This is a genomic window from Variovorax sp. OV700 (assembly GCF_900099805.1).
Classification (GTDB): domain Bacteria; phylum Pseudomonadota; class Gammaproteobacteria; order Burkholderiales; family Burkholderiaceae_C; genus Variovorax.
Genome location: NZ_FNDR01000022.1, coordinates 25,422 through 44,695 on the forward strand (window position 1 = coordinate 25,422; position 19,274 = coordinate 44,695).

The 19,274-nt window shown below is 63.1% G+C and carries 17 protein-coding genes, 2 pseudogenes and 1 riboswitch; of the genes and pseudogenes, 11 read left to right on the top strand and 8 right to left on the bottom strand.

Annotated features, from left to right (window positions below):
* The first annotated feature begins 29 nt into the window (after nucleotides 1-29).
* The 7 genes from BLR24_RS29680 to BLR24_RS29710 all read left to right on the top strand — a co-directional run bounded on the left by BLR24_RS29680 (nucleotide 30) and on the right by BLR24_RS29710 (nucleotide 6,621).
* Nucleotides 30-1,229 (top strand): ABC transporter substrate-binding protein, encoded by a 1,200-nt coding sequence (locus BLR24_RS29680; RefSeq protein WP_093024179.1) that lies wholly within the window; start codon nucleotides 30-32, stop codon nucleotides 1,227-1,229.
* Between the two features lie 7 nt (nucleotides 1,230-1,236).
* Nucleotides 1,237-2,094, top strand: a complete 858-nt coding sequence (locus BLR24_RS29685; RefSeq protein WP_093024181.1) for a branched-chain amino acid ABC transporter permease — start codon at nucleotides 1,237-1,239, stop codon at nucleotides 2,092-2,094.
* Nucleotides 2,087-3,049 (top strand): branched-chain amino acid ABC transporter permease, encoded by a 963-nt coding sequence (locus tag BLR24_RS29690; RefSeq protein WP_093024183.1) that lies wholly within the window; start codon nucleotides 2,087-2,089, stop codon nucleotides 3,047-3,049. Before BLR24_RS29685 ends, BLR24_RS29690 begins: the two co-directional genes overlap by 8 nt.
* Nucleotides 3,046-3,804, top strand: a complete 759-nt coding sequence (locus tag BLR24_RS29695) for an ABC transporter ATP-binding protein (protein ID WP_093024185.1) — start codon at nucleotides 3,046-3,048, stop codon at nucleotides 3,802-3,804. Before BLR24_RS29690 ends, BLR24_RS29695 begins: the two co-directional genes overlap by 4 nt.
* On the top strand, nucleotides 3,801-4,517 hold the full coding sequence (locus tag BLR24_RS29700) for an ABC transporter ATP-binding protein (protein ID WP_093024187.1): 717 nt from the start codon (nucleotides 3,801-3,803) through the stop codon (nucleotides 4,515-4,517). Before BLR24_RS29695 ends, BLR24_RS29700 begins: the two co-directional genes overlap by 4 nt.
* A 73-nt stretch (nucleotides 4,518-4,590) precedes the next feature.
* A complete protein-coding gene (locus tag BLR24_RS29705) occupies nucleotides 4,591-5,304 on the top strand; it encodes an IclR family transcriptional regulator (protein WP_254787654.1) in 714 nt (237 codons plus the stop codon).
* Nucleotides 5,305-5,442: 138 nt separating this feature from the next.
* Complete coding sequence (locus tag BLR24_RS29710; protein WP_093024191.1) at nucleotides 5,443-6,621, top strand: PLP-dependent transferase; 1,179 nt, start codon at nucleotides 5,443-5,445, stop codon at nucleotides 6,619-6,621.
* A 341-nt stretch (nucleotides 6,622-6,962) separates the two neighbouring features.
* Here the strand turns inward: BLR24_RS29710 and adk are convergent, their stop codons facing one another.
* From adk to BLR24_RS29735, 7 genes and pseudogenes are all read right to left on the bottom strand, one after another.
* Nucleotides 6,963-7,619 (bottom strand): adenylate kinase, encoded by a 657-nt coding sequence (adk, locus tag BLR24_RS29715; RefSeq protein WP_093024193.1) that lies wholly within the window; start codon nucleotides 7,617-7,619, stop codon nucleotides 6,963-6,965.
* The gene (locus tag BLR24_RS30540) at nucleotides 7,616-7,720 is read right to left on the bottom strand and encodes a transporter permease (RefSeq protein WP_254787656.1); all 105 of its coding nucleotides are present in this window, start codon (nucleotides 7,718-7,720) and stop codon (nucleotides 7,616-7,618) included. The genes adk and BLR24_RS30540 overlap by 4 nt, the downstream gene beginning before the upstream one ends.
* Before the next feature lie 158 nt (nucleotides 7,721-7,878).
* Nucleotides 7,879-8,013: pseudogene (locus BLR24_RS30545) on the bottom strand (LysR family transcriptional regulator); the annotation flags it as partial.
* A gap of 138 nt (nucleotides 8,014-8,151) precedes the next feature.
* Nucleotides 8,152-9,087 (bottom strand): transporter substrate-binding domain-containing protein, encoded by a 936-nt coding sequence (locus BLR24_RS29720; RefSeq protein WP_093024195.1) that lies wholly within the window; start codon nucleotides 9,085-9,087, stop codon nucleotides 8,152-8,154.
* A gap of 37 nt (nucleotides 9,088-9,124) precedes the next feature.
* Nucleotides 9,125-10,111, bottom strand: a complete 987-nt coding sequence (locus BLR24_RS29725; RefSeq protein WP_093024197.1) for a molybdopterin-dependent oxidoreductase — start codon at nucleotides 10,109-10,111, stop codon at nucleotides 9,125-9,127.
* Nucleotides 10,108-10,833 (bottom strand): cyclase family protein, encoded by a 726-nt coding sequence (locus BLR24_RS29730; protein WP_093024199.1) that lies wholly within the window; start codon nucleotides 10,831-10,833, stop codon nucleotides 10,108-10,110. The genes BLR24_RS29725 and BLR24_RS29730 overlap by 4 nt, the downstream gene beginning before the upstream one ends.
* 124 nt (nucleotides 10,834-10,957) lie before the next feature.
* Nucleotides 10,958-11,857 carry a LysR family transcriptional regulator gene (locus BLR24_RS29735; protein ID WP_093024201.1) on the bottom strand — a complete coding sequence of 300 codons (900 nt, stop codon included), beginning with the start codon at nucleotides 11,855-11,857 and terminating at the stop codon, nucleotides 10,958-10,960.
* Nucleotides 11,858-11,963: 106 nt separating this feature from the next.
* On the opposite strand from BLR24_RS29735, the gene BLR24_RS29740 reads away from it, so the two are divergent.
* Both BLR24_RS29740 and BLR24_RS29745 read left to right on the top strand, forming a co-directional pair.
* Nucleotides 11,964-13,289 (top strand): amidase, encoded by a 1,326-nt coding sequence (locus tag BLR24_RS29740; protein ID WP_093024203.1) that lies wholly within the window; start codon nucleotides 11,964-11,966, stop codon nucleotides 13,287-13,289.
* Nucleotides 13,290-14,528, top strand: coding sequence for a RidA family protein (locus BLR24_RS29745; RefSeq protein ID WP_093024204.1), 1,239 nt, complete (start codon nucleotides 13,290-13,292; stop codon nucleotides 14,526-14,528).
* Nucleotides 14,529-14,606: 78 nt separating this feature from the next.
* On the opposite strand, the gene BLR24_RS29750 is transcribed toward BLR24_RS29745, so the two are convergent.
* Nucleotides 14,607-15,884 carry a hypothetical protein gene (locus BLR24_RS29750; protein WP_093024206.1) on the bottom strand — a complete coding sequence of 426 codons (1,278 nt, stop codon included), beginning with the start codon at nucleotides 15,882-15,884 and terminating at the stop codon, nucleotides 14,607-14,609.
* A 209-nt stretch (nucleotides 15,885-16,093) separates the two neighbouring features.
* A riboswitch (cobalamin riboswitch) is annotated at nucleotides 16,094-16,357 on the top strand.
* A 241-nt stretch (nucleotides 16,358-16,598) separates the two neighbouring features.
* On the opposite strand from BLR24_RS29750, the gene BLR24_RS29755 reads away from it, so the two are divergent.
* Nucleotides 16,599-18,728, top strand: a complete 2,130-nt coding sequence (locus BLR24_RS29755) for a TonB-dependent receptor (protein ID WP_254787658.1) — start codon at nucleotides 16,599-16,601, stop codon at nucleotides 18,726-18,728.
* A 64-nt stretch (nucleotides 18,729-18,792) separates the two neighbouring features.
* Nucleotides 18,793-19,274: pseudogene (locus tag BLR24_RS29760) on the top strand (hypothetical protein); the annotation flags it as partial.

The following is a 19,274-nucleotide window of genomic DNA, read 5'->3' on the forward strand; positions in this document are numbered from 1 at the left end:
CTTACTAAAAAACCTAACGGAGACAAACCATGGACCGTCGTTCCTTCCTCACCGTCGCTGGCAGCGCCGCGACCGGCTCGTTGATGCTGCCGCGCTTTGCCATCGCCCAGGCCAGGCCTTTCAGCTACTACAGCGTCAACGCCTTCTCAGGCAACTTCGCCACCAGCGGCAAATACAGCGATCTTGGCGTGCGCGCGGCTGTCACGGCCTTCGGCAACGGGCTGGGCCGGCCCATCGACTACCGCAAGATCGACAGCGAAGGCAACCCCGCCATCGCGGTGCGCAAGGTGCAGCAGGCCATCGACCAGGACAAGGCGCGCCACTTCGGCAGCGCCGCGCTGTCGAACGAGGCCCTGGCGATCATGAAGGAGATCGACAAGAGCAAGGGCGTCTACATCACCTACGTCGGTGCCGACGAAGTGACCGGCAAGGACTGCAACCGCTCCACGTTCCGCTGGGGCCTGCCGACCTACGGCGCAGTCAACACGGTGATGCGGCCCCTGATCCAGCAGAACCCCAAGTGGAAGAAGGTCTACACCATCACCGGCCAATACGTGTTCGGCGAAGCGCTGCTGCGCAATGCGAAGGCGGTGATGCAGGAAACGAAGCTGGAACACGTGGGCAACAGCTACCACTCGCTGGCGGAGAAGGAGTTCTCGGGCTACCTCGGCAACGCGATGGGGTCTGGCGCCGACGTGCTGGTGGTACTGAACTTCGGTGCCAACACGCTCGACCTGTTGCGCCAGGCCGCGACCTTCGGCCTCAAGCAGCGCATGGCGGTGGTGGTCGTGTGGTTCTCGGGACTCGACACGTTCCAGGCCCTTGGCGCCGACGTGACCGACGGCATGTACTTCGGATTGCAGTACTGGCATACGCTGGACACCCCGGCTAACAAGGATTTTGTTCGCGTCTACAAGGGCGAGTTCAAGGAGAACCCGCGCTTCTACTCGGCCGCCGACTACCAGGTCGCCACGCTGATGTTCGACGCCGCCAAGCGAGCCGGCAGCGACGAGCCCGCCGCGATCGTGAAGGCGCTGGAAGGCCACAGCTACCAGGGTCTGACCGGCGACGAGCAGATCCGCCCCTTCGATCACCAAGTGTCCAAGAACTACCTGCTGGTGCGCGGCAAGAAGAAAGCGGCGATGAAAGACGCGGACGACTACGCCGACATCCTGTCCTCGTCGCGCGCGCTAATTCCCCAGGCCGAGTCCGATTGCAAGCTGGTGTGAGCGGGCCATGAACATCTACCTGTTCCAGGCGATCAATGGGCTCGGCGTCGGCATGGTTTACTTCCTGCTGTCCGTGGGCCTGAGCATCATCTTCGGGCTGCTGGGCTTCGTGAACTTCGCGCATGGTGCACTGTTCCTGATCGGGGCGTACACGGCGATGTTCGTCACTGCGCAGACCGGCAGCTTCCTGCTCGGGCTTGCCGCGTCGTTCGCGGCTGTGGCCGTCATCGGAGTGGTGGCGGAGCGCTGGCTGCTGCGGCGCACCTATCGCATGCCGCACGAGTCGCAGATACTCATCACGGTCGGCCTGACATTCATCCTGACCGAAGGCGTGGTGATGATCTTCGGACCCGAGTCGCAGCAGGTGCCCATGCCCGACATGCTCGCCGGGGTGTTCATGCTCGGCGCCTATCCGGTGCCGGTCTACCGAATCTTCATCTTCGGGGTCTGCGCAGTGGTGGGATTGGGGCTGTGGTTTCTCTTCGAGCGCACGCTGTTCGGCGCGCGGGTGCGTGCAGGCAACGAATCGTCCGAGATGCTCAATCTGCTCGGAATCAGGGTCAGCAGGGTCTATGCCTTGACCTTCGCACTGGGAACCGGCTTGGCCGGACTGGCGGGAGGCCTCGCCGCACCGCTGCGCGGCGCCGATCCCTCGATGGGTGCGGAGGCGATCGTGATCGCTTTCGTCGTCGTTGTCCTCGGCGGCATCGGCAGCTTCAGCGGGCCCTTGGTGGGCGGACTGATCATCGGCGTCACGCAAAGCATGATGAGCGCGATCTGGCCCGAGGGCGCGCGTCTCGCCATCTTCATCGTCATGGCGGGCATTCTCCTCGTCATGCCCAAGGGGTTATTCGGCCGTGCTTGAAAAGATCAAACATTCCTCCGGGCTGTTCTGCCTGGCGCTGGCCGCCTTTGCGCTGGCCATGCCGCTGGTGATGGGCTCGACGGCCACGGCCGGCGTGGTGCTGGTGTTCGCGATTGCGGCGGCCGCCTGCAACCTGTTGCTGGGCTATGCTGGCCTCTTGAGCTTCGCGCAGGGCAGCTTCTTCGGCGTGGGCTCCTATGCCGTCGGCATCGTGCTGAAGGCGGCACCGGGCGCGGGTATGGCGGCGCTGCTCGTGTGCATCGTGGCCGGCATGGTCGTGGCCCTGGCGATCGGCATGCTGAGCATTCGCCAGCGTGGCATCTATTTCGTGATGATCACGCTTGCGATGGCGCAGCTCGCTTACTTTGCCGCACTGTCGTTCCCTCAGCTCACCGGTGGCGAGAACGGATTGCTAGACATTCCGCGCCCCGCCACCGGCCTTGAGGGCATCGTCGGCGAAGGCGTTGGCCAGTATGCGTTGATCGCTGTGGTTTTCGTGCTTGCGATCGCGTTCTTGCGCCTCGTGGTGCGCTCGCCCTTCGGCCGCGCACTCGATGCGGTGCGCGAGAACGAGGTGCGCGCGCAGACCGCCGGCTACGACGTTCAGAAGCTCAAGCTGCTGGCTTTCTGCCTCTCCGGGGGCATCACCGCGCTGGCGGGCGCGCTCTATGCGCTGCAGCTGCGTTCGGCACCGCTGTCCAACATCGACCTCATGACGTCCGAGACCATCCTCATCATGGCGATCCTCGGCGGACGCCGGTCGCTTCTTGGCGCGGCCTTCGGCGCGCTCGCCATGACCTTGATGGCCGAGCAGCTGTCTCAGTGGTGGCCGCGCTGGCAGATGATCGTCGGCTTCGTGCTGATTGCCGTGGTGCTGTTCGCGCCCCGCGGGCTCGGCGATGTGTGGGGGCATTTGCGGGCTCGACGAAGCGCGCGCGCGGGAGATCACGCATGACCGCGGGTAACCCCTTCCTCAGCGCGCGCGGCCTCGGGCTCGACTATGGCCGCTTCACGGCGGTCGGAGAGATCGACCTTGAGCTGGGCACAACCGGCCTGCACTCGCTGATCGGCCCGAACGGTGCGGGCAAGACCTCATTCTTCAATATCGTGAGCGGCCGCCTGCCGGCCAGCCGCGGCAGCCTCGTGTTCGAGGGGCGGGACATCACGCGCTCCGGAGCGCATCGGCGAGCCCGGCTCGGCATGGCGCGCAGCTTCCAGGTGACGAGCCTGTTCGGCGAAAGCAGCGTGCTGCACAACCTGCAGATGGCGGCGATGGGCGTCGCCCCGTCGCGGTCCTACAGGTTCTGGAGCAACTGGACGCGCGAGACGCAGAGGCTCGACGTTGCCATGGAGGTTTTGCGCGAGCTGGAGCTGACCCGCCATGCCGCGACACCGGTCGCTTCACTCGCGCATGGCGTGCAGCGCGTGGTGGAGATCGGCATGTGCCTTGCTGCCCGACCCCGCCTGCTGCTGCTGGACGAGCCGCTGGCCGGACTCGGCCTTGCGGACGTGCCCCGCATCACCGAACTGCTGCAGCGACTCAAGGCCCGCTACGCGGTGCTGCTGGTGGAGCACAACATGCACGTGGTCATGGGAATCAGTGATCGCATCACCGTCATGTTCCAGGGCAACGTGATTGCCGAAGGTGCACCGGCGGCAATCCGCGAGAACGCCCAGGTGCGGCGGGTCTATCTGGGGAGCCAATCATGAGTGAAGCCATCCTGGTGCTGGAGGATGTGAATGCGTCCTACGGCAAGAGCCATGTGCTGCATGGCGTTTCGATGCACGTGAACACGGGCGAGATCGTGAGCGTTCTCGGGCGCAACGGGATGGGCAAGACGACGACGATGCGCACGATTGTCGGGCTGCTGCATGCGCATTCCGGCTCGGTGCGCTTCGAAGGCGTCGACCTCGTCGGCATGGCGGTCGACGACATCGCGCGCCGCGGCATCTCGCTGGTGCCCGCACACCGCGGTATCTTCACCTTGCTGTCGGTGCAGGAGAACCTGCAGATCGCACAGAGAAAGCACGCGGCATGGACACTGGAGCGCGTCTACGACGAGTTTCCGCGTCTGCGCGAGCGTCGCCGCAACCTCGGCGGTGCGCTCTCCGGCGGCGAGCAGCAGATGCTCGCCATCGCGCGCGCACTGGTACAGGGGCCCAGGTTGCTGCTGCTTGACGAACCGACGGAAGGCCTGGCGCCCGTGATCGTGGACGAGCTCACTGAACTGATTCGCGGCGTCGGTGCATCGGGTATTCCGATCGTACTGGTGGAACAGAGCTTTGCGGTCTGCCGCGCGCTCGCCCGGCGGCACTACATTCTCGAGGAGGGCGTGGTTGTCTACGAAGGCCGCACCGAAGATCTCGATGCCGATGCCTCGGTGCTTGAACGGTTCCTGGGCCTGGACGTCGACGCGTCTTGAGAGTGGTCAACGTGCGTGCGGTGTCCGGGAGGGTCGCGCTAAACTCGATCGATCTTCTTCTGGGTGGCATTCGATGGCTGATGATTCCGGGGTGAGCGCGGTGGAACGAGCGTTGAGCCTGCTCGACGCATTCAACGAGCTGGACTATGCGTTGACGCTCGCCGATCTTGCGCGCCGCACGGGGCTCTACAAGAGCACGATCCTGCGGTTGGCCGAGTCGTTGCAGCGCATGGGCTATCTCAAGCGCCTGGCCGATGGCTCTTTTCAGTTGGGTGCCGCGCCACTGCGGCTCGGTGCGATCTACCAGCGGCAGTGCCGCACTTCGGAACACGTCCCCGAGGTGCTGCGCGAAGTGGTCGAGGCCACTTACGAGTGCGCATCGTTCTATATCCGGGACGGTGAGCACGCGGTGTGTCTTCATCGGGTCGACTCGGCCCGCATGATCCGCGATGCCATCCGCGAAGGCGATCGCTTGCCAATCGACAAAGGGGCCGCTCCGCAGGTGCTTTTGGCTTTTGGTGAGAAAAAGACCGGAAAGAAATATGACCGCGTCCGCGCTGAAATGTCCTGTGCCTCGTTCGGCGAGTACGACGCGGAGATTGCGGCCTTGTCGGTGCCGGTGCTGAGCGTGAATCGGCAGTTGGTAGGCGCGCTGACGATTTCCGGGCCGCGCTATCGCTTCGAGAACGTCGACCAGGCGCCGATGCTTCAGGCGCTTTTTGCCGGGGCACGCAAGCTGACCGACCTTTTCGGTGGCGATGCCAAGTGGTTTGATGCCGCCTCCTAGCTGCGCAGTGCTGCGGGTCTGCATTGTCCTTGCCACATCGCCGCAATCCGATGTGCGATTTTGCCCAGAGCGCCGACGCGGCGGAGGCTTCATGTTCCGATACATTGGAGCTCCTGATCCTGCAGAAGAGTTCCCGCCATGTCTCAAGACATCAGCACCCGACTGATCCACCACGGCTACGTTCCACCGGTCGGCTACCAAGCGGTTCCCCCGGGCGTGTTCAAGGGGTCGACGGTCTTGTTCCCGAACGCGGCAACGGTGCGCGAACGTGCCAAGACCTTTGGCCACCGCGACGGGTACAGCTACGGTCTCTACGGCACGCCTACGACGTACACCCTTGAACAGCGCCTGTGTACGCTCGAAGGCGGTCGGCATTGCCTGCTCTGCCCGAGCGGGCAGGCCGCCATTGCCGCAGTCAACCTCGGTTTGCTGTCGAGCGGTGACGAGGTGCTTCTGCCCACCAACGTCTATGGACCTTCGCTGCGCCACGCGCGCGCGACGCTCTCGCAACTGGGCATCACCCATCAGTGCTACGACCCCCTGGACATTGCCGATCTGCAGGCCAAGCTCAGCGCGCGTACCAAGCTCGTCTGGGTCGAGGCGCCAGGCTCGATCACCATGGAATTTCCGGACCTTCGCTCATTGGTGACGACGGCCAAGAACGCCGGTGCGATCGTCGCGCTCGACAACACCTGGGGTGCAGGCATAGCTTTCGCCCCCTTCGAGATGGGCGTGGACGTCAGCGTCCACGCGCTGACAAAGTACCCTTCAGGCGGTGCCGATGTCTTGATGGGCTCGATCATCACGAATGACGACAGGCTGCATGACAAGCTCCGCATCGCCTACCTGGACCTGGGCATGGGCGTGGGCGCCAACGATGCAGAACTGGTGCTGCGGGGCTTGGCATCCATCAAGGCTCGCTATGACCTGCACGACGCCACGGCTCGAGCACTCGCCTCATGGTTGGCCAGGCAAGAGGGAGTTCGCCGGGTGCTGCACCCAGCCCTGGAATCATGCCCGGGGCACGAATACTGGGCGACACACTGCAGTGCAGCCGCCGGCCTCTTCTCGGTGCTCATCGACGAGTCCCGCACCCCCGCACAAGTCGATGCCTTCTGCGACCGTCTCAAACTGTTCGGCATTGGTCTGTCCTGGGGCGGTCCCATGAGTCTGGTCATGCCCTATGACATGGGAAGCATCCGAAGCGGCAAACAGAGCTATGCCGGACATCTGCTGCGGTTCTCGATCGGCCTGGAGGGCGTTGACGATCTGCGGGAAGATCTGGCGCAGGCCTTGTCCTGGGGGTTGGCCGCATAGCCACCCAGACGCAAAGCCAAAAGCACCTTCCCTGAAGGCCGGGTGTGTCGGCCGCAAGAACCAGACTGAAGGTGGAACGTGCCGGGCAATTCCATGCGACATCACCGGCGGCGTAGCCTCGTTGCTACTACCGGTGATCACCAGCGTAGGGCACACGATGCTACCGTTGCTACTATCGACGTCGACGTCGATGTCGATCGCGGATGCGGCGCCGCACGCGGCAACGTAGGACTCGGGTGAAGTGGAATGTGGTCAGCCGGCCTTGGCCGCGGAATTTCGAGTAGCGGCGGTTGTGATTCCGAGCGCAAGACGCATGAAGTTCGGACAGAGCTGCTGCGTAATCAGTTATTGAGCGCCGTCCGAACTAAGGACATGGTCCGGTCGATTGTGCCCACGCCCTTGATGGCGCGGTACTTCGGGGCGGTGGCCGGATCGGCCTTGGCCCAGGCCGAGTAGTACTCGACCAGCGGACGCGTCTGCTGGCTGTAGACCTCCAGCCGCTTGCGCACGGTTTCTTCCTCGTCGTCCTTGCGCTGGATCAGGTCTTCGCCGGTGACGTCGTCCTTGCCCTCGACCTTCGGCGGGTTGAACTTCAGGTGGTAGGTGCGGCCCGATGCGGGGTGCGAGCGCCGGCCGCTCATGCGTTCGATGATGTCGCTGAACGGCACATCGATTTCGAGCGCGTAGTCGAGCTTGACGCCGGCCGCCTTCATGGCGTCTGCCTGCGGAATGGTGCGCGGGAAGCCGTCGAACAGGAATCCATCGGCGCAATCGGGTTGCGCGATGCGTTCTTTCACGAGGTTGATGATCAGGTCATCGCTCACCAGGCCACCCGATTCCATCACGGCCTTGGCCTGCTGGCCAAGCGGCGTACCGGCCTTGACGGCGGCGCGCAGCATGTCGCCGGTCGAGATCTGAGGAATGCCGTACTTCTGGCAGATGAAAGCCGCTTGCGTGCCTTTGCCCGCCCCGGGCGCGCCCAGCAAAATTAGTCTCATGGTGTCCCCGGCATAGCGATCACGCCCATGTTGATGGGCAGCACCGTGGCGAGCACGAACATGCCGACCAGTGCGTAGATCGAAATCCAGTGTGAACTCATCGATGCGTCTCCGGTGTTTTAGGTGCGACGCACATGCACCGTGCGTCTGGGTCCGTACGGTACGCACCCCCTCCGGGACGATCAATGAAGCGGCGGCGTCGACCTTTACGCCTTGCGAAACGATCGAGGGTTAACCCTGAACGGGCCGATGCCGCACGCTAACCGAGTTCGGCCTTGGCCAGGCGGCACACCGACAGCAGCGCGAGCAGGTTGGGATCGCGCTCGCGTGTGCGCAGGAAGTTGAGCGCGATGGTCTGGCGCATCAGGTACCTGGGCCGCTGCGGGATCAGCTGCTCTCTTCGTCGACGCGGAGGAGCACGGGCGGCCTTCATCGGCAAACGAGGACTTCTTGGCGGGCAGGCGACGCTGTGCTCACCGGAAAGATGACTTCTCAATCTTGGCGCTTCACTGCATAAACGCAGACTCCCGAGTCACTGGCCTGGCGCTGGGGGCACGCACGAAGGCGGGCTGCACACATACGATTCAAGCGGCTTGTCGTTGGGGTCGGCCCACGCGGCCCGTGTCGCAGCACTGGCAGGGACATTCAGCTTGACGTTCTTCGGTGGAATGGGCTGCATGAACCAGCGGTCATACATCTTGGCCAACTCTCCTGTCTTGATCAGTTCGCGAATGGTGTTGTCGACCACCTTCTTGAATGCTGGATCGTCCTTGCGCAGCATGATCGCGATCGGCTCGATGCTGATCGGCTCGCCGACGATCCGGTAGTCGGCCGGGTTTCTTGAGGTGGCAATATTGCCGGCCAGCACCTGGCTGTCCATCACGAAAGCGTCCGCACGGCCCGACTCCAGCAGCAGGAAGCTGTCTGCCATATCTTTGCCGGATAGCACGTCCTTGAACTTGAGGTCCGCAGTACGGTTGTGCTTGCGCAGTAGTTGAACGGACGTCGTGCCTGTCGTGGTGACGATCACCTTGCCCCCCAGTTGCGTGAGCGAGTCAATGCCGGAGTTGGCCTTGACCGCAACGCGCACTTCTTCCACGTAGGTAGTGACCGCAAAGGCGACTTCCTTTTGACGGGTGAGGTTGTTGGTGGTCGAGCCGCACTCAAGGTCTACGGTGCCGTTCAGAACGAGCGGAATGCGATTCTGCGAGGTCACTGGCTGGTAACGAACGTCGAGCTTCGTGCCAAGTGTGCGTTCCAGGTTTGAAATGACGCGGTTGCAAACGTCCACGTGAAAGCCTGCGTACTTGCCGTCTCCAATCATGTACGAAAGGGCGCCCGACGACTCGCGCACGCCCAGGGTGATGGTGCCCGAAGCCTTGACTTTGGCGAGTGTGTCGCCCGTCTGTGCAAACACGCCTGCCGCTGTCATCGCGGTCAGTGCAACGGCCAATAGTTGTTTCATCATTCTGAAATCCTAGGGGGTGGAACGTGGTGAATGTCGACTACTCGACGGTGACGGAGATGGAGAAAACCGCATTGCGCACACCATGTTCGGGCTGACCGAGGCCGGTACTGTCGAACGCGCGGCAACGCAGCTGGTAGGTACCCGAAGATGGCGGCGTCCAGTCGAACTCGAATCGCTGCCATGCATGGTCTTTGCGCGCGTCAAGCTTTGCGTCGGCCCACCTTGTGCCTTCGTCGGTGCTGACCTCGACGCGCGTGATTGCATCGGCGCCCCATGCCCAACCGACGATCTTCTGTTTGCCGGAGGTTAGATGTGCTTGCTCAGATGGCTGCACCATCACCGCGTGAGGGGCCACCCTCCAGACGGGAGAAAGCTGCTCAACGCCGTCTTTGATGACGCGGTCGTTGTACATGACGGTCGTGAAGTAACCCGGAGATCTCGTGTCGCTCAGCGCGAGTCGTACCAACCATTTGGTCGAGTTCGTTCCGTAGAAGCCAGGCACGACGAGGCGCACCGGTCCACCATGCTTGTCACAGAGCGGCTCGGAGTTCATGTGCGTCGCGAGCATCGCCTCGCCATGCAGCTCAGAAACTGGCATGTCTTTGACATAGGCCGGAATATCGACGCCGTGGTAGTCACCCTTGTCGGCGCCGTACGACCAGACGAAACGCGCGGCAGGCGCCACGCAGGCCTGCTTCAGCACCTCGGACAAACGCACACCGCGCCAGACAACGTTCGCCACACGGCGCACCGGCACCGTGGGATGCAACGGATGCCCCGCGCATTCATGAACTGCACAGATCTCGGTCTGCGGCATGGATTCGAGGTCGGCAAGCGACAGCGACAACTCATGCTCCACCAGACCGCTGACAGCAAGTCGCCAGGTTGCCCTATCGATCTCAGGCATGGCCATGTGGCGCAGAAAGAAGACGTGCTCCAGCGGGGTGACAAAGTCGGTCAACCGCGCGAGGGCAGGTTGCTGCAGGTTCGGCAGGTCGACGCCGGTGGACCAATAGGCGCTCATGACAACTTCGCGCTGGCGCTCGCGGCGTTCTCGCGTAGCGGCCGTCCCCGTAGCTGAGCAAATGCGCGAACAGGGAAGGCCGCCGCGTCGCGTGCCTTGAGCGGAATCGAAAAGAAGTCGAACGACGCGCCATGCAGCTTTTCAAGCTGGGTCAGGTTCTCCACGATCAGGATGTCCTTCTCAAGAAACCATGTGTGGGCCGGGCGCTCCGGGTCTTTGGTCGAATCTGCGTTCGAGCAGTCGACGCCAAACAGCGCAATGCCTGCGTCGCGCAGGCGTGTCAGAACTTCGCGCGAGACGAAAGGGTGTGCACGGTATGCATCGGTTCCCCAGTGGCGGTCCCAGCCGAAATTGAACAATATTGCTTTGCCTGCGATGTCGTCCGGGATCTGCAGGTCTGCAAGACGCAGTGCCTGTTCCGGTGCTGCATTGCGCGCATCGATCACAACGCCTTCGAGCACGAGGCGGTCGAGCTCGATAGAGGCAATGTCGGCCGCGCCTTCGAAGCGATGGCGTGGTGCGTCCATCTTGGTTCCAACCGAGGTCTGAAAAGCCACATCGGTGATCTCGAAGGATGCCTTGCCCTCGTAATGCGCGCATGACTGAGCGTGGGTCATGAACGGGCGCATGCGAGCCGTGAGTTCCACCGGCTCGCCGGCTTCATTCTTGAAGCGCACGCCGGGCATCTGCTCGTGAAACACATGAGAGAGATCGACAATCATTTCGTGGACTCCTGTTCCTGGGGAAAGTGTAGGAGTGAGGATGAATGTCCACAAATGATCTATTGCACCACTTCCATGTGAAGTTGGTATACGCAAGCACCGGCGCGGAATCGCCGCGCGTACTTCAGCCTTTCATTGCCTTGAAGTGAGCCTTCAGACGCTCCACGAAATCGGTGGTGAGCTTCGACGGCGCTACGTTGGGCGCGTAGGCCATGTGTGTCTGCACTGCGATGGCCGGCGTGAACGGTGCGGCATGGACGAGGTTCGCAAACACCGAAGCCGCGTAGGTGCTAACCAAGCCGATGCCGGCGCTTTCGGCCGCGAGCGTGCATATCGTCGCCGAGTAGTTGGTCTCGATGATCGATGGCGGCACGACGCCATGCTTTGTCATGAGCTGCTGCAGCATCTGATGTTGCGCGTCGTCCGCGTGATGGGCGAGCAGAGGGTAGTGCCCCAGATCGCGCACATGCACACTCGACTTGCCCGCCAGCGGGTGCTTCTTGTGCATGACGCAGACCGATCGGTCCTGGTGCATCAGCACGGGGTCCAGGCCGGTCGTGCGGATGTCACTGGTCGACAGCGCGATGTCGTACATGCCGCTGAGCAAGCCGTCGCGCATGAGATGCGTTCCGATGGTGTGCAGTGTGATGTGCACGCCCGGGTAGTCGCGTTTGAAACCGTAGACCACCGAAGGCAGCACGGCCAGGCCCAGGACCGGCGTGCACGCAATGCGCAGCAGCCCTACACCGGAGTGCTTCAGCGACGCGATGGTCTGTTCGACCTTTTCAAGGCCGAGGAAGTGCCGCTGCACCGCGTCGAACAGTTCCTTTGCTTCTGGTGTCGGCAACAGCCGGCCGCGCTGGATCTCGAACAACCGGATGCCACTGGCGGACTGCAGTTGGGCCAGCGTGCGGCTGATCGCCGGCTGTGTGGTGTGCAAGATTTGCGCGGCGGCCGTGGTGGTGCCGCTGAGCATGACGGCACGAAAGGCTTCGATCTGGCGGGAATTCAAAGGGCGGCCCATGGCAACTCCGGTGGAATGGCGATGCGCCGAATGTATGTGAAATACGAATAGAGGTGTGGCGACAAATCATTTGTGGATATAGACCGAGATTTCTAGACTTCCTCGCATGTTCTCCGCTTCTTCTCCGTCATCTGGTGCCTTTGCCGCCACTGCCATTGACTGTGTGCGCGGCATCAGGTCCGGTCAATGGACTTCCGAGCAGGTCGTGCGAGCAAGCCTTGAAAGAGCAATGGCTCGAGAAGAGGAACTCCATGCCTGGGCCTGTCTCGGCGTGGAGGAGGCAATAGAGGAAGCGCGCCAACGTGATCGACAGCCGGCTCGCGGGCTGTTGCACGGTCTACCGATCGGCATCAAGGATCTGTCGGACACACAGGCATTGCCAACGACGTATGGGTCACCCGCCTATGCGGGCCATCGTCCGTTCATGGACGCCGCGTGCGTGGCCCTGGCGTGTGCGGCGGGCGCAGTGATTCTTGGCAAGACGGCTACCGTGGAGTTCGGTGCGACGCGCCCCTGTGGGACGACGAATCCGCACAACAAGCTGCACACACCCGGAGGGTCTTCAGCCGGTTCGGCTGCTGCTGTTGCTGACGGCCAGATTCTGCTGGCCACCGGCACACAGACAGGCGGGTCGATCATTCGTCCGGCTGCATTCTGTGGCGCGGTCGGTTTCAAGCCGACATTCGGCTCGCTCTCGCCCGTGGGCACCAAAGGCTATTCGTGGTCGCTCGATACGGTGGGCGCCTTCGCGACCTGCGTGGCTGATGTCGCCCTCTTTTTCGACGTGCTGCGAGGACGCGATGAATCGGCACCGCTGTCCTATGCCGGCCCCGCACCCCGCATCGGCTTTTTCCCTGGTCCGTTTGCGGACCGGGCGGACTCTGCCGCTGCGGCGGTGCTGGACCAGGTGGCCGCTCGATGCAGCCGCGCCGGTGCGACGGTTCGCAGCCTCGGGTGCCCGGTCGGATTTGAGCAGTCCCTCGGCTGGCATCGCACCATCTCCCGCTACGAAATGGGCCGATCGCTGCTGCCTGAGCGATGCAGCGCTCAAGCCGAGGAACTCGGCCCGACGTTGCTATCGGAGATCGAGCGCGGCCGGCATGTGGACGATGAAAGCTACCTGCTTGCAAAGGCTTGCGGACTCGACCTGGCCCTCAGTGTCGAGGCGCTGATGGCCGATCACGATGTGCTGCTGACGCTCGCCACTCCAGGCGAGGCGCCCTACGGACTCGAGTCGACTGGCGACGCGACCTTCAATCTGAGTTGGTCGCTGATCGGACTGCCTTGTATTTCGCTGCCCGTAGCCTGGGGGCCGCTTGGCCTGCCCCTGTCCATCCAACTCGTCGGTGCGCGGCATGGCGACCGGCAGCTGCTTGAAGCTGCGCACTGGATCGAACGAATTGCCTCTCTCCATCAACTCCAGGAACCTTGAATGAACTTTCCTCAAAGCCGCAACTTCGCGCACACCCGCAGCCACGAATCTCCGGCCCCCATCTGGCAAACCGAAGCCGTGCGGGCCGGCGCTTTCATTTTTACCTCGGCCGTGCTGGCCACCGACTGGGTTCATGCGATCGCACCTGAAGCCACCATCGATGCCCAGTTCCCATATTTCGATTCGGCGGCCGAACGCCAGACCGACTACATCTTGCGCACGCTCTCGCAAACGCTGCAGCAAGCCGGCAGCTCGCTCGACCGTGTGATCAAGGCCCATGTATTCCTGCTCGACAGCACGGACTTTCCCGGTTTCGACCGGGTGTGGAAGCGCTACTTTCCCAATCCGCCGACACGCACCACCGTCGGGGCTGCTGGGCTGCTGATTCCCGGCGCGCGACTGGAGATTGCGCTGATTGCCGTTGCATCCGATGCCGACATTCCGATTCGGCCCGCAGTTTCCGATGCACCCCGTCCGCTGACCAAGAAAGTCGAAGCGATGCGAGCGGGCGACTTTGTATTCACCTCGGGTCAACTGGCACACAATGCCGTGGCGGGTGTGCCGCCCGAGGCTGCAGGACCGGATGGGCAGGTCGACCTCGCCAAACAGACTGTCTATACCCTGCAGAACATGACGCGTTCGCTGGCTGCCGCCGGCGCCAAGCCCACGGACGTCATCAAGGGCCAGGCGCTTTTGCTCGACACCAGCAACGAAGACGAATTCCTTTGCGTGTGGCGCGAGACCTTCCCGCGCAAACCCGCGCTCGCGGTGACGGGGATCGGCTCACTGCTCGTGACAGGGACGATCATCGAGATCGACCTCACCGCGTACACCGGCGATGCACTGCGGCTGCCGCCGGAAATCGGCTCGCGGGGCCCCGAGGCCATCGGCTGCGGTGAGTTGGTATTTTCCGCCGGCATCTTCCCGGGTTTCGACACCGGTGAGATGCCACCGGAGTGCGTGGTGCATGCCGCATACCCGCACTATGCATCGTCCATCCAGCTGCAGACTGAATGGGTACTGGCTCGCCTGGACGCAGCGCTGCGCAAGGTCGGGAGTGACCTCGCACACGTTGCAAAGGCGCAGGTCTTCCTGACGGACCTGAACGACTTTGCCATCTTCGATGACGTGTGGCGTGCGCACTTTCAAATGGCGCCGGCGCGCTCGGTCGTCAAGGCTTCACCACTGCCCGTGCAGAGCGCAAAAATCGCAATCGAGGTAATTGCCTTGACGGCATAAGAGACAAGACCTCCGGCCCAAGTTGCGCCGGAGGTCTTTGCCTCAGAAGGACGGTGGAAACACCGTCTTGTGCTTGCTTCAGCAGGGTAGCCCGGGGTCGAGGATGTAGATGCGGCGTTCGCCATCGTGTATCGAGTCGATGCATACCTGACGGCCGTCACGGCTCCAGCGCGGATGCAAATCGCACCGATTCTCCTTGCTTAGATCTGGACTCGTGTAGAAGCGCCCTATATCGACCCGCTGGCCCGTCTGCATATCGTAGATAAATAGAGCGCGCTGGTGGGTGCGGGCGTCCGGGTATGTGTCGCTCAACAGCCATCGCGTACTTGCCGGCGAGAAGCTCATGTGACCGTTCTCGGTCAATACATCCTTGCCGATCACCTGCACGTCGCCGTCGGGCGCGTCGGTGTACAGGTGGTAGTGAATTTCGCCCAGGTGCGGTCCCCATACGACGATGTGCGTGTTGTCTTGCCAAAGCGGATGCGAGATCTGGTACTCCGATTTTTCGTAGTCGAAGGTGCCGACGGCGCTCGGGTCGAAATCATCTGCCAGTTGGGGCAGCGGATGGTCGGAGCACTCGAGCAGCCGCATGTCGGAGCCGTCCGGATTCATGGTGATGAGCCGGTGCAGGAAGCAGGTTTCATCGGCCACGCGTTCGGTCCAGCGATGCAAGAACAGGATGCGGCTCGACGCTGGATTGATCTCGATATGGCTTACCCAATGCAGTGCTTTCTCCATCGACTGGCGCGGCTGAAAGTCACGAAGGGCCTGATAGCTCACGACGAGCTCGGCAGCGCCGCCGGCCAAATCCATGCGGTAGATGCCGTCATCAGCCGGATGCTTCGCCAGATCGCCCTCCGGAGGGGTGTCTTGATCTGCGCTATACCCAATGGTCTGGTGCGTGACCCAAAGGCGCCGATAGTTGACGCACAGGGCCCACTTGCTGTTGGATGCGGTCACATACACAGGCATGGGCAGGCTGCGTTTTTCACCGGTCAGGATGTCGCAGATTTCGCTGCCGAAACCGGGGTAGCGCAATCCCGTTGCGGCGGTGCGCACGTTGTAGATGATTCTTTGCCCCGGAGCGTTGTCGAGCCACTGCAGCTGCGCGCCCATCTGCCAGTTCCAGGCACCTGTTTCGGCGACGCGCACGAAACGGTCCCCATCTTGCGTGTCGAAATAGCCAACACCGGCCACCAGGTCGGGCGTGAGTTCGCGGTCGGACCACGGCACTTGAAGCGCGAGCACCAGGCGGTTGGCGTGGTCCCAGTTGGACTTGTTGTAGTACCCGAAGAAGTAGTGCTGATCGTCGCTGCCGACACGCCGGCACGAAGGCGGATTGAAGATGGGGGTCATGTAGGAAGGGAAGGGGGATGTGCTGTCGCCGTGAGTCTAGGAGCCGACTTCCGATAGCGCCAATGGCGATTTATGGCAGAGCTATACAGCTCGGGTATAGGTTGGCGCGCAGTCCCACTCACAGGGGCCTGTTCAAACTCGGCTGTCTGCAAATCCGTCGGCGCTTCCTATAATCCGCCCGGTCGGCAGAACGCTCCTTGCGGGAGCGATCTCCGCCACGGTTCGAAGGTGCCCCCCATGCCGGAAATGGTTTGGGAGGTTAAACGGGAAGCAGGTGCGCGCGTCGATGACGCGCAATGCCTGCGCTGCCCCCGCAACGGTAAGCGGATAGAGAAGTTTCGAGCGAGCACCTGCGGGTGTTCGCAGCCACTGCGCTTGAATCGAGCGTGGGAAGGCGAGACTTCTGTCGTTGTGCGCAAGCGCATGACAACAACCCGCGAGCCCGGATACCGGCCTTCGCAATCGCCTTCGGACGCTGCGGGAGTGCGTTTGTCCGTGCTGCTCGGCACCTGCGTGCCGGGTTGGCATCGGCTCGTGCAATTGCAGCGTGTGTCTCTTGGAACAGCCCAGCGGGAATGCGGGCTAGAGGAACAGCATATGCGCAAGCCTGCCGAGCTCGGGATACGGCCCCGGGTTTCAGGTCCTTTCACGACCCTACACATCACGATCCCGGGCTTTGTCGCCCTGCTCGCCAGCACGTCTGCGCTGGCGCAAGTGAGCTTGCAACCGGTCGAGGTGACGGCCCCCCGGCAGGATCAGGCGCCGGCGCTTCAGGCAACAACGACCGAAGTTGCCGGCAGGCTGGGCCTGAGCGTCATGGAAACGCCGGCTTCGGTCGAGGTCATCAGCCAGGAGACCATGGAACGGCGTGGCGCACGGACTTTCGAAGAGGCCTTGCGCGGCGGCGTGGGCATCACTGCTGGTGGAGCGCCCGGATCGCCATCGGTGATCTCGACGCGCGGCTTCATCGGCGGTTTCATCACCTATCTGTTCGACGGCGATCGCATTGCAGTGCCGACGATGGTGAGCCGGCCCCAGGACACCTGGAACTATGAGCGAATCGAAGTCTTGAAGGGCCCCTCGTCGGTGCTCTACGGTGAAGGCGCCATCGGCGCGGCCGTCAACTTCGTGACCAGGCGACCCGATCGCGGCAACCCTGGCGCGGAGGCCATGATTTCCTATGGGAGCTTCGGCACGGCCAGGGCCGGCGTCGGCCTGGGTGTCAACGTGGGCGAGGCCAGCGCTTTCCGACTGGACTACAGCCACCAGGAGACCAACGGGTACATCGACCGCAACAAGCAGCGCTACGACAACCTCACCATGGGCTTCAGCACGGCATTGACGCGTGAGCTCACGCTCGATCTGTCGATGGACTACGCCAGGGACAGTGCGCTGTCCTACCAGGGCACGCCGCTCGTGCCGCGTGCCTATGCGCTCCAGCCGACGGACATCGTCAGCGACGCCAGCGGGCGAGTGGTCGATCGCGGCATCGCGTTTCGCAACTACAACTTCGACGATGCCGAGATGAGTGCGAACAGCCTCTGGACGCGCGCCAAGCTCAGCTGGCAGATCGCGCCGGAATGGAAGCTGCGCAACCAGCTTTCCTACTACACGGCGGACAGGGCGTGGCGCAATTCGGAGTCCTTTGCCTTCGCTGCGCCGGGCCGCATCGTGCGCGACCTGGTCGGCATCACGCACGACCACCAGATCCTGACGGATCGGCTCGATCTCACGAACACGTCGCCGATCGGGGGAATGAAGAACCGGTTCGTGGGGGGGCTTGAATACACGAAGACCCACTTTTCTTCCAACCGCGACTTCTCCAACGGATCGACCGCAGCCAACAATGCGCTCTCGGTGAGCGAGTTCGCCACCATCCCGGGACGCTACGGCAACTTTGCCGCGAACCCCGCCCTGTTCGCGGGTGCGGGCAATCGCACGATCTTCGACGCGCGGATTCCCACGGGGTCCATCTTCGTGGAAGATGCCCTGTCCGTCAGCGACCGATGGACCCTCGTGGGCGGCTTGCGGCAGGACCACGTGAAGGTGGAGCGTCAGAACATGGACCTCAACACCGGGGTCCGGGCATCGTTCGCGCAGCGATACAGGCCCACATCGGCGCGGCTGGGCGTGGTTTTTGCGATCGATCCCGACACTTCGGTCTACGCCCAGTACTCGAACGCGAGCGCGCCGGTCGGTACGGGCAACCTCCTGCTGCTCTCGGCGGCCAACGCCGCCTTCAGCCTCTCGACGGGCAAGCAGCTGGAGCTCGGCCTCAAGCAGTCGGCGATGGAGGGCCGCCTTGACTACACGCTGGCGGCCTACAGGATCGAACTCGACAACGTGCTGTCGCGCGATTTCAGCAACCCGACGCTCACAGTCAACAGCGGCAAGCAGTCCGCGCAGGGCCTGGAACTCGCCGCGGTCTGGAAGGCGACACGCGAGCTGACACTGAGCGGCAATCTCGCATGGGTCGATGCGAAATTCGACCGTCTCATCGAGGCCGGCAACGTCTCGCGCGCGGGCAACACCCCGCCGAACGTGCCGGGCGCGGTTGCCAACCTCTGGGTCGACTACAAGGTGCCGGGATTGCCGCTGCGCATCGGTGGCGGCGTCAACCGAACCGGGTACGCCTACGCCAACAACGCCAACACGGTCCGCATGAACGGGTTCACGACGGCGACCGCCTATGCGACCTGGAGCCTGAAGAAGGGCGAAATCACCTTTCGCGTTCGCAACTTGACCGACCAGTTCTACGCGTATTGGAGCGGCGCCAATGCGAACAATCAAGTCATGATCGGCGCGCCGCGCAGCTTCGAAGTCAGCTACCGGGCGGCCTTCTGATGAGCGCGCGCGGGGGAGCCCTCCCTGCATTCAGGCCGCGGCGCCATGGGCCGGTGGCACGGGCATGAAGCGCGCACTGATCTTCATCCACAAGTGGCTCGGCATCTCGTTGGCCTTGCTGTTCCTGATGTGGTTCGTCACCGGGATCGTGCTGTACTACGTGCCATTCCCGAACCTCTCGCAGGCCGAGCGGCGCGCGGGGTTGCAGCCTCTGGCGCTCGGCGCCGGTTGCTGCCTGACCGCCGAAGAGGCTGCCAGGCGGGCCGGCGTGAGCTTCACCGAGGCACGCCTGGGCATGGCCGACCCGGGAGGGCCGGTCTGGCGACTACTGGTCGATGCCGGGCAGGCGAAGGCCGCGCAGTGGCAAGCTCTCGATGCCCGCACCGGCACCGCGAAGACCCCGCTCGGCGCCGTGCAGGCCATGAAGGTGGCCGAGTCCTTCAGCGGCCGACGGGCGCTGCGGGCCGAGGGGCTCGAGCGTGACCAGTGGACGGTTCCGCAAGGATTGGACCCTTACCGTCCTCTTTTCAAAGTCAGCCTGGAAGG

What these genes read in the sequence shown, in the direction of transcription:
- BLR24_RS29680 (WP_093024179.1), top strand. Translation starts at nt 30, where the DNA reads ATGGACCGTCGTTCCTTCCTCACCGTCGCTGGCAGCGCCGCGACCGGC.
- BLR24_RS29685 (WP_093024181.1), top strand. Translation starts at nt 1,237, where the DNA reads ATGAACATCTACCTGTTCCAGGCGATCAATGGGCTCGGCGTCGGCATG.
- BLR24_RS29695 (WP_093024185.1), top strand. Translation starts at nt 3,046, where the DNA reads ATGACCGCGGGTAACCCCTTCCTCAGCGCGCGCGGCCTCGGGCTCGAC.
- BLR24_RS29700 (WP_093024187.1), top strand. Translation starts at nt 3,801, where the DNA reads ATGAGTGAAGCCATCCTGGTGCTGGAGGATGTGAATGCGTCCTACGGC.
- BLR24_RS29705 (WP_254787654.1), top strand. Translation starts at nt 4,591, where the DNA reads ATGGCTGATGATTCCGGGGTGAGCGCGGTGGAACGAGCGTTGAGCCTG.
- BLR24_RS29710 (WP_093024191.1), top strand. Translation starts at nt 5,443, where the DNA reads ATGTCTCAAGACATCAGCACCCGACTGATCCACCACGGCTACGTTCCA.
- adk (WP_093024193.1), bottom strand. Translation starts at nt 7,619, where the DNA reads ATGAGACTAATTTTGCTGGGCGCGCCCGGGGCGGGCAAAGGCACGCAA.
- BLR24_RS30540 (WP_254787656.1), bottom strand. Translation starts at nt 7,720, where the DNA reads ATGAGTTCACACTGGATTTCGATCTACGCACTGGTCGGCATGTTCGTG.
- BLR24_RS29720 (WP_093024195.1), bottom strand. Translation starts at nt 9,087, where the DNA reads ATGATGAAACAACTATTGGCCGTTGCACTGACCGCGATGACAGCGGCA.
- BLR24_RS29725 (WP_093024197.1), bottom strand. Translation starts at nt 10,111, where the DNA reads ATGAGCGCCTATTGGTCCACCGGCGTCGACCTGCCGAACCTGCAGCAA.
- BLR24_RS29730 (WP_093024199.1), bottom strand. Translation starts at nt 10,833, where the DNA reads ATGATTGTCGATCTCTCTCATGTGTTTCACGAGCAGATGCCCGGCGTG.
- BLR24_RS29735 (WP_093024201.1), bottom strand. Translation starts at nt 11,857, where the DNA reads ATGGGCCGCCCTTTGAATTCCCGCCAGATCGAAGCCTTTCGTGCCGTC.
- BLR24_RS29740 (WP_093024203.1), top strand. Translation starts at nt 11,964, where the DNA reads ATGTTCTCCGCTTCTTCTCCGTCATCTGGTGCCTTTGCCGCCACTGCC.
- BLR24_RS29745 (WP_093024204.1), top strand. Translation starts at nt 13,290, where the DNA reads ATGAACTTTCCTCAAAGCCGCAACTTCGCGCACACCCGCAGCCACGAA.
- BLR24_RS29750 (WP_093024206.1), bottom strand. Translation starts at nt 15,884, where the DNA reads ATGACCCCCATCTTCAATCCGCCTTCGTGCCGGCGTGTCGGCAGCGAC.